Origin of the sequence: Clostridium estertheticum, from assembly GCF_026650985.1 — a bacterium.
Taxonomy (GTDB): domain Bacteria; phylum Bacillota; class Clostridia; order Clostridiales; family Clostridiaceae; genus Clostridium_AD; species Clostridium_AD estertheticum_C.
Genome location: NZ_CP086239.1, coordinates 701,517 through 717,976, shown reverse-complemented (window position 1 = coordinate 717,976; position 16,460 = coordinate 701,517). Strand labels below are relative to the sequence as shown.

Sequence of the window (16,460 nt, the reverse complement as noted above, 5' to 3'; positions counted from 1 at the left end):
TATAGTTTTTATTATATTATTCAGATAATACTAACTTTGTTACATTCGCCTTATTTACAGTAAAAAGAAGCTTAAATTAAAAATTGGTACTTATAAAATAGATATCTTAAAATATCTGTTTTATAAGTACCAGTTTAACGACATTTCAGCCTTAAGGTAATATAATAAATCTAATTATAAATAAGCCTGCTAAAACATAAACTATAGGGCTTACTTCTTTATACCTACCTGTTGCTACTTTTACTATTGGGTAAAAAATAATTCCTGCTGCTATTCCATTTGCTATACTATAGCTAAATGGCATTATTGCTATTGTTAAGAATGCTGGGAGTGCTTCCGTAAAATCTTCAAAATCAATTTTTGTAATTGAACTCATCATAAGCACTCCAACTATTACAAGTGCTGGGGCAGTCGCCTCTGATGGTACTATTCCTACAAGTCCACTAAAAAATAATGAAGCTAAAAATAAGACTCCAACTGTAGCTGATGTAAGACCTGTTCTTCCACCTTCTGCAACTCCTGCTGTGGATTCAACATAAGTTACTACTGTACTTGTTCCCATAATTGCTCCTGCAGTAGTTGCTAATGCATCTGACATTAATGCCTTATTCATATTTTTTACTCGTCCATTCTCATCAAGCATATTAGCTTTTGTTGCTGTTCCTACGAGTGTTCCTATTGTGTCAAATAAATCCACTAAACTAAATGTTATTACAACCATTACTACACTCATTATTGCTGAAAATACTCCCTTACCAGCACCTGATCCTAAAAGACCTGCAAAATCAAACTGCATGAATGTTGGTGCAAGAGATGGTGGTGCACTAAATATCTTAACACCTGCTAGTTTTGTAATTCCAAACGGAATTCCCACTATAGCAGTTATAACAATTCCAATTAGTATAGATCCTTTTATTTTTCTAGCCATGAATATTGCCGTAATAGATATGCCTATTAGTGTCACTAATGCACTTGGAGATGTAAGACTACCAAAGGCTACTAGAGTTTCTTTATTACTTACAATTATTCCGCCACCTTTAAAACCTATAAGGGCTATAAATAATCCGATACCACCTGAAATAGCAAGTTTTAAATTTTGTGGCAAAGCATCCACTATTTTTTCTCGTATTGATGTAAGTGTTATTATTATAAATAAAATTCCTGATATAAAAACTGCGGCTAGCGCTTGTTGCCATGTATATCCTAGGCCTAAACATACACTATAAGTAAAGAATGCATTTAATCCCATTCCCGGTGCCTGTGCAAAAGGAAGGTTGGCATAAAAAGCCATTACGAAAGTACCTATTGCTGCTGTAAGGCATGTTGCTGCAAAAACTGATGCTACAACTGGATCATTTAACGCAGTAAAAGCTCCTGCCCCTTCTCCTTTTATCCCTAGCACATTCATTCCAGCAAATCTAAGAATATTAGGATTTACAATTATAATATATGCCATAGTTATAAATGTAGTTATACCCGCAAGTATTTCTGTTTTAACTGTCGTTTTGTTTTCTCTTAATTTAAAAAGCTTCTCAAATATAGAATTTTTTTCAATATTTTCTGTTGATTTCATGTTTCTCCCCTATCCTGTATTTTATTTTTTATACAAACATAATATCAAAAATGGAAGTTTTCGTCAATACCATGGCGAATATTAAATTATATTTTTCTCGTTAAATTCGGCTTTTGTACCTTCCATTTTCGAACATGTGCTTTATTTCCTTCAAATCTGTTGTGCTCGCAAGTGCCAGCATAAGTTTAATTCTAGCCTTTTGACCCGGAAGACTATCCCCAAAAATAACACCAGCATTCCTGAGTTCTTTTCCACCACCTGGGTATCCATAGGAATCTAATACTCTTCCTTTAAAGCATCTAGACACCATAACAACCGCTACACCCTTTTCAATAGCATTTTTTACACCCTCTGCCATTTCAGGCGGAATGTTTCCTCTTCCCATAGCTTCAATAACAATTCCTCTTGCGCCTTCCTTTACACAAAAATCAATTAGTTTTGAATTCATACCAGCACAAGCTTTTATTAAATCCACTTTAGTTTCTACCTTATCTGTTATTATATGTTCTTTTTTCAAACTATCTCTATAGAATATTGCTTCATTGTTATCTATAATTCCTATGGGACCAAACTCGGGACTCTGGAAAGTGTTTAGATGCATTGAATGTGCTTTAGTAACTTCACTAGCACAATTAAGTTCATCATTTAAGCACACTAACACTCCCCTATTACGCGCCTCCTGCGAAATAGCAGTACAAATAGCAGCAGATAAATTTGCAGGACCATCATACCCAAGTTCCGAACCATTTCTCATTGAACCTGTAACAATTACAGGCTTTGGGTTATTAATAGTTAGATGTAACAAATATGCTGTTTCCTCAAGTGAATCCGTACCATGAGTCACCACAACCCCACATATATCATCTCGAGTTAAGAACTTTTGTATGTATTTAGACAAATCCATCATTAATTCTGGCGTCATGTGAGGGCCAGGCAGATTTGAAAAAGTATATGATTCTATTTCCGCATATTTTTCAATTCCTGTAACCATAGACATTATTTCTTCTCCACTTAAGGTTGGAACTGCCGCTTTTATTCTTGGATCGAGTGTCATAGAAATTGTGCCGCCATTAAAAATAACCGCAACTTTTTTCATTTAAATTACCTCCTAAATCTTAGTTTCAAAATAAAATAATCTGTTCTTACTCCCGCGTTTTATGGAAAATTAAACATAAATTTACTTTTGCTAATTTATCTTTGAGTTTTAAGAAACAAATTCTATTCTACAATATTCCCGGAAAAATTACATCTTTTATTTATAAAACTTCATAAATAACAATAAATGAAAATAAGGCATACAAATTATAGCATGCCTTATTTTCACGATTCTATTTGTTTTTTAAATATTCGAATAAACTTTTCTCTATTTCATCCGCACCGTTATCATCAAATGTTATATACTGCCTATGACCATCCAATGCCTTTACCTCAATTGTACCTATTTCTTGCCCAGTAATTTTATCAATATCTCTCTCAAATTTCATTATTTTATAACCCTTATTTATAAAATACTCACCTTCGTTAACCATTAAATCACTCTCCTTTTACATCCACAAATATATAACTTAGATTTAAATTTGATTTTTTCTTTCTTTTTCTCCCTTTTTCTGTCTATCACTAGGTTCTGTTCTTTTAGTGCCGATATTAACCTTTTTACTATTGGTTTCACTTTCCTTGCCCTTTTGCATATCATCGTCCCTCCCTTAAATAAAGTTATTTTAAACTATTTTATTTACACATTAAATTTAAGGTAACATTTTATAATCTAATCAAGAATTTCACCATTAAAATTTTTATACAAAGGTTGATTTTTCTTATCTCCGTTACTTTTCTTAGGTTTATGAACATTATCACGTTTAATATCAATGTTACTGTTTTTGCTACCACCAACATGTTGATGATCAGGCATCTTTAAAACCCCCTTTTATTAAAATTTTAAAATCTTTTACTTTATTATTTTCTCTCTAGATTTATATATTATACGTAGTAATCTTAGCTAAATTTATTTACATGAAAACATTTTACTAAATTGTTTATTTGAGTTCATTAATTATCAACTTTTAAATATAAGGTATATTAAATTACTTTTAGATAATATATATAAGTAAATAATTTATGAGGTGTCTTAAATGAATGATGATTTAAAAAAAATAATACATGTTGAAATTAGTGAACCACTTAATAAAATTGTCGGTATTTTTACAGAAAAGCCTAAAAAATCAAATTTAAAAATAATTACCTTTTGGATTATAATTGGTCTTTTAGCTTTTTTATTACTCTATTATGCTTATGAAATGTTATATGCCTGTTTTTAACTTATTTCTTAATAACTTCCTTAAACCGCATTAAATCTTAACCCCTAATGTGCCTTTGAATATTAAAGGCACATAGCTTTTTTAAACAGTTTATACAATCAATAATTTGAGTGTTTTGCCTATAAAAATAAATATGTATAAATTTAATATTTTCCAATCTTGTTATATAATAAGGCAAATTGTGTTAAAATACAGAAGAATATAAAAGAAAGTTTAAACAGGGGGATTACAAGAAATGAAAAAACTATTAACAACTACCTTTATTCTATTGTTTTGTTTTTTATTAATATCTACTCATAATTCATATGCGTTTGAACCAACTAATAATCAAGTAGTTAGCGCAAATAAAGTCTGGAATATCCAGTTTAATAAAGAGCTTAAATTTGATGATGCCTTAAAAAAGTCTATAACTATAGTGGATAGCACAGGAAAATCATCGGATATATCAACGCAGCTCGGACTAGATAAAAAATCTATTTTAATTAATCCACCAGTAAAAGGATATACTCTTGGTGAAGCGTATACTTTGAAAATGGATAAAGAAATTTATTCAACAGACAATACACAATTGCAAAATATTTTACAGATGACTTTTAAAATCAATAATAATATACTTGTAGAAAACAATGAAAATATTAAGTCAATCTTTAATGATAACTGCAATAATCTTAATACTAGTGGTTGGAGCAAAAGTGACGAATATACTAACGACTCATTTATAGCAGACACTAGTTCAAGTGAAAAATATAAAACGCATATTCCGTATGGCCAATATTTGTTTTATAATACCACTCAAAATTCAATATCCAAAATAAGTAAAGATGTAAAAATAGGCGCTGGTCCTTTCAATGTAGAATTTGATGCTAAAATAACAGATTTACAAACTCCAGCTACAAATGGAGGTTGGAGAGGTTTTGCGCTAGATATAATTGCTAACAATAAAAGATACCGTCTTAGTATTAATAGCAAAGACTCTGACAATAAAGTAAATATAAACTTATTAAATAAAAATTCAGGAACAAACCTTTTTCAAACATTTACTACATATTTACCTAAAGATGATGATATCCATAGATGGTCAATAAAAAATGATGGAAATAAAACTATATCAGTATTAATAGATGGAAAAACTATTGGTAACTTCTCTAATCCCGAACTAGATGCTGCTGGGCTTACTGATAAGGTTATCCTCTATAGTGATATGACTGATGTACTTACTGGTACCAATAAAATATATATTGATAATTTTGCAATAGTAAAATCGTTAGCCCTAAAAAATTCTACTGTAATACCTGATGAAAAAAATCAAACTATAAATATTTCAACAGCTATGACTATTGCAGATGAAAATCTTATAAGTATTAAGCAATATAATATTAAATCTTACCTATACAAAGATGATAAGATCATAGCAGAATCTACAACTGCGCTGGATAAGAAAACAATTTTATCGACCCTTAATAACATAACCCAATCGGGGGAAATGAAGCTTGTGCAGCAACTTGTTACAGGTAGTCAGGTAATTGATGAAACAACAAGGACTATCAGCATGAATATTTCAACAGTTAATTTAGTTCCGGGTCAAACTATAACTTCCACCCCCGGAAGCATATATTTATATACTCAAATGGATAAGATGGCAGCAACAGGTCAAAATGATGCAGTGAGTTCCGGTTGGAAATTAGGATCCTACGTGGATTCTGAAACCACTAAGAGTGGTTCAATAATTGAAAATGGGAATAATGCCTTAACATTAAAAATGCCAGTAACACTAAATGGTTGGTTTAGAGTTTATGTGGGTTATGTTACTGGTACAGATAGTTTTAGGATAGGATCAACAGGAAGTACCTCAATGACACAGGTAAATGGTGAGGTTTCTCTTAAGTCTGACAATTTATATGGAGATCAATGGATTAATGGAAAATCTACAATAATATCAAATTTTAATAATAATTCAATTGAAATCAATGCAATTCCTTATAAAGACGCAAGAATTGCATATGTTAAACTAATAGGATTAACAGCTGATCAAGTTACTTTATATCAAAAGGAAAATATGAATAAGCAAACAGTTATGTATGATTTTGATGGATATTCTGATTTCTTTTCCGGAAAATACCCCACTGTTGAAACACTTAAGAATAAAACTATAGATAGACTTAATGGGAAAAATGTCGGGACAGTAAATTGGTGTTTAGGAACTACAGGTGCTTTAAGTTATAATAGTAAATATGCCGGAAATGCGTTTGAGGGAACTGAAGAATTCGATTCTGAGCTTAGAGATGGAGACCGTTTAGCAAAATCTCAAATATTAAATATATTAGCCTCCGGAAAGTCACCACTCGAAATTGTAGCAGATAGAGGCGCCGATAAAGGAATAGCTGTTAATGCTTCCCTTAGAATGGATGTATTCTATAATCCAACTATTTACGGTTTTTTAAATGGAAATATGTATAATGAATACAAAAAATTCGCTCAACCTGGGAATTTCCCTCTAAGCTATTACTACCCAGAAGTTAGAAATTATATAAAAAACATACTCATAGAAGCAGGTTCTTTTAATAATGTAAATGGTGTGACATTAGATTTTTGTAGGTATCCAACAGTTTTTGGAAGTGAAACTCCAAATGATCAAAAAGTACTTATTATGAATGAATTTTTACGAACTTTGCGAAAAGAACTTCCAAAAAATAAAACAATTACTATAAGAGTTCCCTGGAAAAAACCCATTCAATATGGCTTTGATGTTAATACTTGGGTTAAAGAAGGTTTACTTGATACGTTAATACCTTCAAGCATTGGTAATGAAGACAAATCCTTTGAAATTTCATCTTATGTAGATATGGTTAAAAATACGAATGTAAAATTATATGTAGGTATCTCAGCAGATGTTAGTGGACATGATATAACAAAGGAAGAAGAAGAGTTAGTAAAGCAAGGATTATATATAAACAACAAAGAGTATTTAGATATTGAGCAATATTTATTACGGGCCTATGATGTATATGAAGCTGGTGCTGATGGAGTATTCTTATTCAACTCTACCTCTAACCTTTACCTTAATGGTAGTTCACCAGTTGAATCAACTTACTTAGGTGATAAAGTTCAAATTGAAAAATGGCATCAATTTGATTATGTATCAGGCTTCATGGTAAATAAAATTAATGTTCCAAAACCCTCTAATTAAAAACTAAGTGCATAACCAACTAAGACTAATGCTTGACATTGTGTAACTAAAATGATATGTTTAAGTTGTTGATAGATTTTGTTCAATTTAATTTTATATGATTGAATAAATTCAAATTCAAAATTTACTTTAAATGAAAAGGAATGATTATGAGTGACAGATGAATCCCTTAAATTAGATAATCAATTATGTTTTGCTCTATATGCTTGTTCCCGTGAAATTACAAAACTTTACAAGCCAGAATTGGATAAATTAGGTATAACCTACACCCAATACATTGCTCTATTAGTGTTATGGGAAAAAGATAATATAACTGTAAAAGAAATTGGAATAAAACTACATCTTGATTCTGGCACTTTAACCCCTCTATTTAAAAAATTAGAGTGTATGAACTTAGTAAAAAGAACTAGAGATACTGTAGACGAGCGAAATGTATATATTACCTTAACTCCTGCAGGTGATGAATTGAAAAAAATGGCTTTTGGTATACCAAAAGAAATCTTTTGCTCTACAGGCCTTTCACTTGAGGGTGCAATTACTCTTAAGGAAAATGTTAATTCATTATTATCAAATTTAACCTCTAACAATAAATAAATGTAAAATTTAATGTAGTAAGTTTAATGTGTTTTTAAAATTAAACTTACTACATTATTTTTTTGTAATTATCAATATCTAATATAACCCTAATTATCATTACGATTAATTCTTTTCTCAATACATGTTATAACATCATGTATTTTTTCGAACAAAATTCCATAAATGATCCATACTGGTGCATAATCTAATGTGATTATTCCGCATATTGATAATGTTTTATTTACATATTTCCATGGGCACTCCCCTAAAACCAACCTAAGCAATAGTCCGCTAACTAATTCTATTGCAAATATAATGACCATATATATGCCTCCCCTAACTATAAGCGGAAGATGCCTGATCCTATTATGGACTGGTTCAAGAAACACAGCAAGACCATATATAGGAAACATCCAAATGCAAGTTGTGCCCCTAAGTAATATATCTCCATTAATCATTGCGCCAAAAGCATTCCAAAAAACCTCTCCTAAAAGACCTAAAAGTCCATATATAATAAATTTCTTCCACATAATGATATTGTGTGTGTTACATTATAAAATATACTAATAATTCTATATAAGTTTTTCTTTAAATATATCAGTCAAATTTAATTTTGCAACTTTCTTCTTAATCTCATCAATGTCTAAAGTATAAAGCCCACTTTCCTGCATTCTATTAAAATACTCTGCCCCCGCAAATGTATATCGGTTTCTTCTTCCTTCTTTGGATTTCATTTTTTCATTTGCATATGATATTAAGTCACCAATAGCAAGAGCATTTGGTAATATTAAAAGAGGCATTCCTAGATAATTTCGAACGGCATTATGTCCTGCCAAAGCACCTGTGCACATGGCTTCTGTATGACCTACAAATAGCCCTGCCTTTTCTCCTGCGCAAAACAAATTATCGAGACCTACAACCCTCATATTATTAGTTCTTGGAGCTACAGACAGATATCTTATGGAGTTTCCCTTTCCACCTGCAATTGGATCTATATATTTTGCTTTTTCAAGACCTTTGATTTTTCTAAGCTTATCCAGTGGATAATATGATGTCATAAGCTTTGCATCACCTGTATCTAGTAGAATCATATTTTCTGCAAACTCTTTAAGTGCATATTGCTGACATACTTTCACTTTAAGCTTATCTAAATTCACATCTTCCTCTGGTACTTTTAAAATAACCACTCCGCTCTCATTAAGCTCCTTCATAACCTCATCACCTAAAGAAGACTTAGCTAGTTTACACGAACCACTAAATGCTCCATATACATCCTCTTCCCTTTCCCCTTTTAAATCTTCAATACCTGCTCTATAACTTATGCTTACTCTAGGGCCAAATGCTGGACACCTTAACACACACATCGAACATCCATTTCCATACTTTAAGCAGTTACCCATTGGTCCTGTTGAACCTGTAGTTTCTATAAATACATCCGCAACTACATACGCACCGTTTGATAAATATATTCCTTTTATTTTATTTTCTTCTTTTTCAACATCTACCACCCTTGTTATCATGTTTAATTCTATATCCATATCTTTTAAACACTTAACCACTGCTGGTTCAATTTTATTTACATCATAAAACCAAGCATTTTTATGTGCAGGAAATTCAACATTTTTATGTCTACTATTCTCATCAGTTACATGTATCAAATCCCCTGCCCCAAGTGCTATCAATTCTTCCGCTGCAGTATATCTCCCATTATTCCTCATTATACCACCTGAATTTCCAAGTCCTAAAAGCATATCAGTTTTCTCATATAATGCGACCTCGGCTCCTGCTCTTTTTGCCGTGATTGCAGCCATGCAACCAGACCATCCACCACCAATTACGATAACCTTCAAAATGTTCTCCTCCCTTCTAATACATATTTAGGTTCTGTCTGCATTTTGCAGAGTCTTCTTAATTTAAGGTCGTTATTAGTTCTTGTACAACAACCGCACACTCCTTCTCCACAACACATTTTTGCATTATTACAGCAAGAATATTTAATGTTTTTATCTATATATTCCACACTCTTCATCAGTTCATAATTTAGGATATCTACAGCGTCACAATGAACTAGACTAATATCATTATTAATAGTTAGTTCTTTTAATAAATCATTAAATTTCTCTGTCATTATGCCATTTGAGGCTATTGTATTACATTCTATAACCTTTGATGCATATTTTTCTATATACTCATATGCAAAGCTATTCTTATATGGTGAATTATCAAGCACAACTATAATTTCATTGTTATTTGCATGTAAATGTTTAAGTACCGGTATCATAGGTGCCTGCCCTATACCTCTTGCTACAATTAAGCACTTACTGTTTTTAATTTCATATATGTTTTTTAATCCTAACGTACCATTCCAAAACGGTCCTTTTATGAGTAGTTCATCTCCTATCTTTAAAGTATCTAATGCTTTAGTTTTAGCTCCCTTTAATTCTATCGCAATACTGATTGTATTCTTTGTCGTATCAGTATCCATTATTGATATTGGTGTATCAAACCTAGCCTCTGCACTCGGCCTTCGAGCAAAAATATAACTTCCAACACGAACCAATTCACTTACCAATTTATCACTTGCGCAAACAGTAAGTATAATAACATTGTCCTCAAATCTATTTTTCTCTACTATTTTGCACTTATAATTTTTTCTGCTTTCTTTGGCTTTGTAACCATTCGTTGCATACTCTTGATAAATACATACCCCATTAAAGTTGCAACAGTCACAAAAATCCTTCCCTGCTAACTGTGAACATAATATACAATCTCCTGTTTCAGCAAGGTGACACGGACAAAATTCACTTCCTACATCAATACAGTCGTAGGGCTCATAACTCATAATATTACCTCCTCAAGCACTGTTATATTAAACTATGTAAAATTGCAAATAAATGTGCATATTAAATATATCTAACTATTCACATTTTTGTAACACTGATCTTAAAAGTACATACTATAATATATTAAGATTAAAAAAACTAATAATTTACTATTTTTAAAGAGGAATATATGTATGAGAATAGAATAAAGTAGAGAGTGCTCTTTTAAGGTAATAAATGCTAATATTTGATAATGAAAAATAAACAATCCGAATATATTGAACAAATTCTGTTAATAAATGATATACTATAATAATAATATTCAATACATCATAAAATATGGAGATGATTTAAATGAAGTTATGTGAAATATGCAAAAAAAATATAGCAATGATATTAACCTCAAAAATTGAAAACGGCAAAACTGAAACTATAGGATTATGTATAGAATGTGCTAAAAAGAAGGGTATTCCGGTAATGGACCAATTAATGCAGCAAGCTGGATTATCCTCAGAGGATATTGAAAGCTTAAATGAACAAATGGGTACAATGTTTAACGATATGAATTTAGAAGATGTTAATAGTGATGATCTAAACACATCAGATAAGGATATTAAAAATGGCGAAGAGAAAAATATTATTAGCAACATTTTTAATGGATTATTCTCATCTGTAGATAAAGGTAATGATTTTATAGACGGTGATGTTGAACCTTCCCCAAAAATTAAAAGTGCATCAGATGATAAATCAAAAAAGAACTGGTTTAAAAAGAAACGAAAACATTTAGATACATATGGAATAAACTTAACAGACAAAGCAAAACAAAATGGTGTAGACAAAGTAATTGGAAGATATAAAGAAATTGATCGTGTGGTTCAAATATTAAATAGACGAGGTAAAAATAATCCTATTCTAATCGGCGAAGCCGGTGTAGGTAAAACAGCAATTGCTGAGGGCCTTGCTGTAAGAATCATAGAAAAACAAGTTCCAGAAAAATTATTTAATGCTGAAGTTTATTTACTTGACCTAACAGCTGTAGTTGCAGGAACACAATTTAGAGGACAATTTGAAAGTCGTATGAAATCAATTATTGAAGAGGCTAAGGAAAATGGAAATATAATATTAGTTATTGACGAAGTGCACAATATTATGGGTGCTGGTGAAGTTCAGGGCGGAGCAATGAATGCAGCTAATATCTTAAAACCAGCTTTAGCAAAAGGTGAAATACAAGTTATTGGTGTAACAACTCTTGAAGAATATAGAAAATATATAGAAAAAGATGCAGCACTAGAGCGGAGATTTCAGCCAGTTCTAGTTGAGGAACCTAGTGTACCTGAAACAATAGAGATTTTAAAAGGAATACGAAACTACTATGAAGATTATCATAAAGTCAAAATATCAGATGAAGTAATTGAAGAAGTTGTAACTTTATCTGAGAGATATATAACGGATAGATTTTTGCCAGATAAAGCAATTGATGTAATTGACGAAGCTGGTTCTAGAGCAAATCTGAAAAATAAAGGACTCATTGAACTCTTAGGACTCAAAGAGGAGTCAATCAGGATTCAAACAGAGAAAGATGAAGCAGAGGCTAATGGAAATTTTGAAAAAGCTGCTGAATATAGGACAAAGTTATGCAAAGTAAAAGAAGATATTAGTGAAACTCAAAAAACATGTGGTGAGGTTCAAATTACTATAGAGGATATTGCTTTCGTTATTGAATCATGGACTAAAATTCCGATTCAAAAGATTACAGAAAAAGAAGCGAAAAAACTATTAAATCTAGAAAGCAGGCTTCACAAAAGAGTTATAGGTCAAAATGAAGCTATTAAAAGTTTGTCTAGAGCAATAAGACGAAATCGTTCAGGCTTTAGAAAAAAGAAAAAGCCATCCTCTTTTATTTTCGTTGGACCAACTGGTGTTGGAAAAACAGAACTTGTTAAAACGCTTTCCTGTGAACTTTTTGGAAGTGAGGACGCACTAATAAGAATTGATATGTCTGAATATATGGAAAAACATACAGTGTCAAAACTAATTGGTGCCCCACCAGGTTATGTAGGATATGATCAAGGTGGCCAATTAACTGAAAAAGTAAGAAGAAAACCATATTCAGTAATTCTACTAGATGAAATAGAGAAAGCTCATCCAGATGTTTTTAATATGTTACTTCAAATTCTTGATGATGGAATACTAACAGATAGCCAAGGCAGAACTGTTTTCTTTGAAAACACCGTAATAATAATGACATCAAACGCAGGAACTGAGTTTAAATCAAGCAACATTGGCTTTGTTAAAGGCGATTACGGTATATTAGAGGCACGTGTAAAGGATGCATTAAAACAAACATTTAAACCTGAATTTTTAAATAGGGTAGATGAAATAATTGTATTTACACCTCTTGAAAAGAAAGAACTTAGAGAAATAGTGGATTTAATGATTACGGAGGTAATTGAAGAGGTAGGCGAAAAAAATATTACTATGAATGTTTCAAAAGCTGTAGCTGACTTTATATTAGAAAAAGGATATGATGATAAATATGGAGCAAGGCCGCTAAGGCGAACTATTCAAAAATATATTGAAGATGAGATTGCAGAGCATTATCTCCAAAATGAATTTAGTGAAGGATCAAATATATCTGTAGAATTAAAAGATGATAAAATAGTTATAGTATAAAAGTCAAAAGCTACTGAATAATTTTCAGTAGCTTTTGACTTTATTATTGTTCTATCTCTTGTTTATCCAAATTATATGTTTTTGACGGATTATAAAGATTATACTGTTGTTCTAGATAAATAACCAAGTTATAAATTCCACTGCATAAAAACATTGCGAAAAATATATCCATTATCACATGTTGTTTTACAAATTCAGTAGATATAATAATAAGAAATCCTATTATGTTAACTGGTATTTTAATTGACTTTCTAGCATTAGTAGCATTGATCCCTTTAACAGCTAGATATGCTGTAATGACATGAATGCTTGGGAAACAATTATATGGCTCATCCGAATTATAGGTAAATAAAATCATCTTTGACAATATATCATTACCGGTAACTATAGGCCTTATAACCGTAGTTTGAAAAAAGTAGTACGTAATAAATGCAACAACATAACATAAAAATAAAGTAATCATAATTTTATAATAAACCTTTCTGTTTTTAAAACACAAATAAACAAAACAAAAGGCTAAAAAAAACCATAAAGTCATGTAAGGTATTATAAAAATTTTTATAAGGGGCAAAGATCTATCCAAATCTGTAGTAAGATCATAAACGCCCCTATGAGTACTATTTAATGTCCAATAAAACAAATTAGAAAAAGGAACAGAACCTATAAGCACTAATGGTAATAACTTTTTAAAAAGATTTTTCAAACAATCAGTCCTTTCTTCAAAGACTATTTTAACGGAAATTTGCAATTCTTTCAATGATTTTACAAAAATAAAGTTATAAACATTATGTAATTACTATAAAAACTAACCAACTCCAAATTGGTTGCAATTTTTAGTTAAAAACTGTAATTTCCAAATGCCACTAAAAAGGTATATAAGCCATTTAAGAAGGTTCAATTGCTTATTCTATAAGATATACTTATTGAGGCTTATTTCCTCTTATACTGGATCTAAGAGTTGTATATAAGCTATGTTAAATACATATACCTATGTATTAAAAAAAACGAAATAAAAAAGAGTCGATTATGGCTCTTTTTTATTGTAAAATGAAATTTTTAATTTTGTTAAATCTAAATCTAAAATTAGTTTTGCTTTCAACGCTACTCTTAGACACCAAACTTTCTGTTAATAGAAGTTTATTATTTGCATATACATCTAACCTTCCAATTTTTTCACCTTGATGTACTGGTGCATAAATCTCATATAATGGTTTTTTAACTTTAATTTCAATTTTTTGATCATTTTTAACTGGAATTATAATATCTCTTTTACTTACTATTTCCACATTGTTATTTCCATTTTTCAAAATAATTTTTCCTAGAATATCACCTTTACTTACAACCTTTTTATATTTATAAGTTTTTTCAATATAGTTATTTATTTTTTCAGTTTCTTTCCACCTCGGAGTACAATTTAGTGTAATTATAATAATATCTCTATTTTGAATTTTGACAGAAGTCACTAGACATTTACCTGCTTTGCCTGTGAATCCTGTTTTTACACCGGTTGAATTTGGTAAAATAGATAAAATTTTATTGATATTATGATAACTTCTAGTAAAGTCATAGTCATTTGCAATAATATCTTTTGAGCCTACTATGTCATTAAAAGTTTTAACCTCTTTTGCCTTGGCAGTTACTAAAGCTAAATCATATGCAGTCGAATAATGATTACTACTATCTAATCCATGTGGAGATTCAAAATTACTATTTAATAACCCAATTTCTAAGGCATACTCATTCATAAGTTTTAAAAACTCATCAACACTCCCACTTACCCCTTCAGCAATTGCAATCGCTGCATCATTTCCAGATCTCATTAAAAGTCCATATAATAATTCCTTTAAAGTTATCTCCTCTCCTTCTTTTAACCCTATTTCTGAACCGCGTATAGTTGCTGCCTTTTTTGATATAATTATTTTCTTGTTTAAATCTCCACATTTAATTGCAACAAGTGCAGTTATTATCTTTGTAGTGCTTGCAATTTCAATTGGAGTATATGCGTTCTTTTCATATAAGACAACTTTTGAATCGCAATCTAACGCTATAGCACTTATTGCATTAACATATAGATCATCAGCATGGACAGTTTGAACTAAGGTGGAAAATAATAAAACTAAGCTTAAAGATAATGATATATACACTTTAGATTTTTTTGTCATGATTTCGCCTCTTTTAATTTTCATAATTTTTAAAGTATCTCTTTCTTTTTAAAAATATTATGCCCTTTATTGATTTTTTTATTGATTTCTGAGCATAATACCAATTATTAGATAGATTGGAGGTTGTGATGTTTAAATTTATAATAGTGTTTCTTTTTGTGTTAACAATTATATTATTTCCAATCCATTTAAATATAACTCTTAAATATACAAACAAAGTCTTGGAAATTTATATATATAAAAAGAAACTAAAGGTAAATAAACCTTTAAAAAGCAATTCAAAGGATCAATTAAAGTCTAAACCTATAAAAATATTTTTTAAACCATTAAATTTAAGACATATAAATTTAAGTGATATAAATTTAAGCGCTATAAATTTAATTAGTCATAAATTTAAGGATTTAAAATTTAAGCCAACATTAAGTTTAAATACTAAACTAGAATATGGATTCGACGATGCTGCCTTGGTAGCTATCGTATTTGGCTTAATTCATTCAACCTACAGTCTTTTGTATCTAATATTAACAAATTTTGTTAAAGTTAAAAACATTGACCTTAAAGTTACGCCTCAATTTAAAGAAAATAATCTAAATATGGAAATTTCGAGTATAATATACATCAATTTTGTAAAAATTATTTATATGGCATTTATAATATTACCTTGCCTTATAAACATAAAACATAACAAAACAAATTTTAAAAAATATAGAGGAGGAAATTTACATGGATAATCATCCAATTGAAAATTTAATGAGGAGCACCATGGAGAGTATAAAAGATATGATAGATGTTAACACCATTGTAGGAGACCCTGTAAAATCGTTAGATGGAACTACAATTATTCCTATATCAAGAGTATGTTTTGGTTTTGCATCTGGAGGTAGTGAGTTTAATAATATTAATACTACTGACTCAACTAATAAATATCCTTTCGGAGGTGGTTCTGGTGCTGGAGTCACGGTTAAACCAGTCGCGTTTTTAGTTGTTAAGAATGATTCAATTAGGCTATTATCTGTAGATCAGCAAAACACATATGATAAAATTGTTGATACCGTACCACAAGTTATCGATATTATTAAAGGTATGTTTAAAGATAAATGTGCTAATGATACAGAACCTGAAAATAATCAAAAGTGTGATGAATAATTTTTA

At 30.3% G+C, this 16,460-nt stretch carries 15 protein-coding genes; 6 read left to right on the top strand and 9 right to left on the bottom strand.

Annotated elements, in window-relative coordinates; all coding sequences use genetic code 11:
• Positions 1-151: 151 nt before the first annotated feature.
• From LL038_RS03665 to LL038_RS03650, 4 genes are all read right to left on the bottom strand, one after another.
• The gene (locus LL038_RS03665) at positions 152-1,573 is read right to left on the bottom strand and encodes an NCS2 family permease (protein ID WP_216119990.1); all 1,422 of its coding nucleotides are present in this window, start codon (positions 1,571-1,573) and stop codon (positions 152-154) included.
• Positions 1,574-1,673: 100 nt separating this feature from the next.
• Positions 1,674-2,669, bottom strand: a complete 996-nt coding sequence (locus LL038_RS03660; protein WP_216119991.1) for an asparaginase — start codon at positions 2,667-2,669, stop codon at positions 1,674-1,676.
• A gap of 232 nt (positions 2,670-2,901) precedes the next feature.
• The gene (locus tag LL038_RS03655; RefSeq protein ID WP_071613277.1) at positions 2,902-3,102 is read right to left on the bottom strand and encodes a hypothetical protein; all 201 of its coding nucleotides are present in this window, start codon (positions 3,100-3,102) and stop codon (positions 2,902-2,904) included.
• A gap of 236 nt (positions 3,103-3,338) precedes the next feature.
• Positions 3,339-3,482: a hypothetical protein gene (locus LL038_RS03650; protein ID WP_153882475.1), complete on the bottom strand. Its 144-nt coding sequence runs from the start codon at positions 3,480-3,482 to the stop codon at positions 3,339-3,341.
• 220 nt (positions 3,483-3,702) lie between these two features.
• On the opposite strand from LL038_RS03650, the gene LL038_RS03645 reads away from it, so the two are divergent.
• The 3 genes from LL038_RS03645 (at position 3,703) to LL038_RS03635 (ending at position 7,669) form a co-directional block, all read left to right on the top strand.
• A complete protein-coding gene (locus tag LL038_RS03645; protein WP_216119992.1) occupies positions 3,703-3,888 on the top strand; it encodes a hypothetical protein in 186 nt (61 codons plus the stop codon).
• 235 nt (positions 3,889-4,123) lie between these two features.
• On the top strand, positions 4,124-7,075 hold the full coding sequence (locus tag LL038_RS03640; protein WP_216119993.1) for a hypothetical protein: 2,952 nt from the start codon (positions 4,124-4,126) through the stop codon (positions 7,073-7,075).
• 153 nt (positions 7,076-7,228) lie between these two features.
• Positions 7,229-7,669 carry a MarR family winged helix-turn-helix transcriptional regulator gene (locus tag LL038_RS03635; RefSeq protein WP_216119994.1) on the top strand — a complete coding sequence of 147 codons (441 nt, stop codon included), beginning with the start codon at positions 7,229-7,231 and terminating at the stop codon, positions 7,667-7,669.
• 89 nt (positions 7,670-7,758) lie between these two features.
• Here LL038_RS03635 and LL038_RS03630 read toward each other — a convergent pair whose 3' ends face one another.
• The 3 genes from LL038_RS03630 to LL038_RS03620 are packed head-to-tail and all read right to left on the bottom strand — an operon-like array spanning position 7,759 to position 10,493.
• A complete protein-coding gene (locus tag LL038_RS03630; RefSeq protein ID WP_216119995.1) occupies positions 7,759-8,181 on the bottom strand; it encodes a putative ABC transporter permease in 423 nt (140 codons plus the stop codon).
• A 42-nt stretch (positions 8,182-8,223) separates the two neighbouring features.
• Positions 8,224-9,501 carry an FAD-dependent oxidoreductase gene (locus LL038_RS03625; RefSeq protein ID WP_216119996.1) on the bottom strand — a complete coding sequence of 426 codons (1,278 nt, stop codon included), beginning with the start codon at positions 9,499-9,501 and terminating at the stop codon, positions 8,224-8,226.
• A complete protein-coding gene (locus LL038_RS03620; protein WP_216119997.1) occupies positions 9,498-10,493 on the bottom strand; it encodes a sulfide/dihydroorotate dehydrogenase-like FAD/NAD-binding protein in 996 nt (331 codons plus the stop codon). The genes LL038_RS03625 and LL038_RS03620 overlap by 4 nt, the downstream gene beginning before the upstream one ends.
• Positions 10,494-10,827: 334 nt before the next feature.
• Here LL038_RS03620 and LL038_RS03615 point away from each other — a divergent pair, with 334 nt between their 5' ends.
• A complete protein-coding gene (locus tag LL038_RS03615) occupies positions 10,828-13,146 on the top strand; it encodes an ATP-dependent Clp protease ATP-binding subunit (RefSeq protein WP_216119998.1) in 2,319 nt (772 codons plus the stop codon).
• 43 nt (positions 13,147-13,189) lie between these two features.
• On the opposite strand, the gene LL038_RS03610 is transcribed toward LL038_RS03615, so the two are convergent.
• Both LL038_RS03610 and LL038_RS03605 read right to left on the bottom strand, forming a co-directional pair.
• A complete protein-coding gene (locus LL038_RS03610) occupies positions 13,190-13,849 on the bottom strand; it encodes a phosphatase PAP2 family protein (RefSeq protein ID WP_216170575.1) in 660 nt (219 codons plus the stop codon).
• A gap of 334 nt (positions 13,850-14,183) precedes the next feature.
• The gene (locus LL038_RS03605; RefSeq protein WP_216120000.1) at positions 14,184-15,308 is read right to left on the bottom strand and encodes a D-alanyl-D-alanine carboxypeptidase family protein; all 1,125 of its coding nucleotides are present in this window, start codon (positions 15,306-15,308) and stop codon (positions 14,184-14,186) included.
• Positions 15,309-15,436: 128 nt separating this feature from the next.
• Here LL038_RS03605 and LL038_RS03600 point away from each other — a divergent pair, with 128 nt between their 5' ends.
• Complete coding sequence (locus LL038_RS03600; protein WP_216120001.1) at positions 15,437-16,039, top strand: DUF2953 domain-containing protein; 603 nt, start codon at positions 15,437-15,439, stop codon at positions 16,037-16,039.
• Positions 16,032-16,454 (top strand): GerW family sporulation protein, encoded by a 423-nt coding sequence (gene ytfJ / locus LL038_RS03595; RefSeq protein WP_216120002.1) that lies wholly within the window; start codon positions 16,032-16,034, stop codon positions 16,452-16,454. The genes LL038_RS03600 and ytfJ overlap by 8 nt, the downstream gene beginning before the upstream one ends.
• The last annotated feature ends 6 nt before the right edge of the window (positions 16,455-16,460 follow it).

Excerpts from the sequence above, each read along its gene's own strand:
- LL038_RS03665 (WP_216119990.1), bottom strand. The coding sequence starts at position 1,573 with ATGAAATCAACAGAAAATATTGAAAAAAATTCTATATTTGAGAAGCTT.
- LL038_RS03660 (WP_216119991.1), bottom strand. The coding sequence starts at position 2,669 with ATGAAAAAAGTTGCGGTTATTTTTAATGGCGGCACAATTTCTATGACA.
- LL038_RS03655 (WP_071613277.1), bottom strand. The coding sequence starts at position 3,102 with ATGGTTAACGAAGGTGAGTATTTTATAAATAAGGGTTATAAAATAATG.
- LL038_RS03650 (WP_153882475.1), bottom strand. The coding sequence starts at position 3,482 with ATGCCTGATCATCAACATGTTGGTGGTAGCAAAAACAGTAACATTGAT.
- LL038_RS03645 (WP_216119992.1), top strand. The coding sequence starts at position 3,703 with ATGAATGATGATTTAAAAAAAATAATACATGTTGAAATTAGTGAACCA.
- LL038_RS03640 (WP_216119993.1), top strand. The coding sequence starts at position 4,124 with ATGAAAAAACTATTAACAACTACCTTTATTCTATTGTTTTGTTTTTTA.
- LL038_RS03630 (WP_216119995.1), bottom strand. The coding sequence starts at position 8,181 with ATGTGGAAGAAATTTATTATATATGGACTTTTAGGTCTTTTAGGAGAG.
- LL038_RS03620 (WP_216119997.1), bottom strand. The coding sequence starts at position 10,493 with ATGAGTTATGAGCCCTACGACTGTATTGATGTAGGAAGTGAATTTTGT.
- LL038_RS03615 (WP_216119998.1), top strand. The coding sequence starts at position 10,828 with ATGAAGTTATGTGAAATATGCAAAAAAAATATAGCAATGATATTAACC.
- LL038_RS03605 (WP_216120000.1), bottom strand. The coding sequence starts at position 15,308 with ATGACAAAAAAATCTAAAGTGTATATATCATTATCTTTAAGCTTAGTT.
- LL038_RS03600 (WP_216120001.1), top strand. The coding sequence starts at position 15,437 with ATGTTTAAATTTATAATAGTGTTTCTTTTTGTGTTAACAATTATATTA.
- ytfJ (WP_216120002.1), top strand. The coding sequence starts at position 16,032 with ATGGATAATCATCCAATTGAAAATTTAATGAGGAGCACCATGGAGAGT.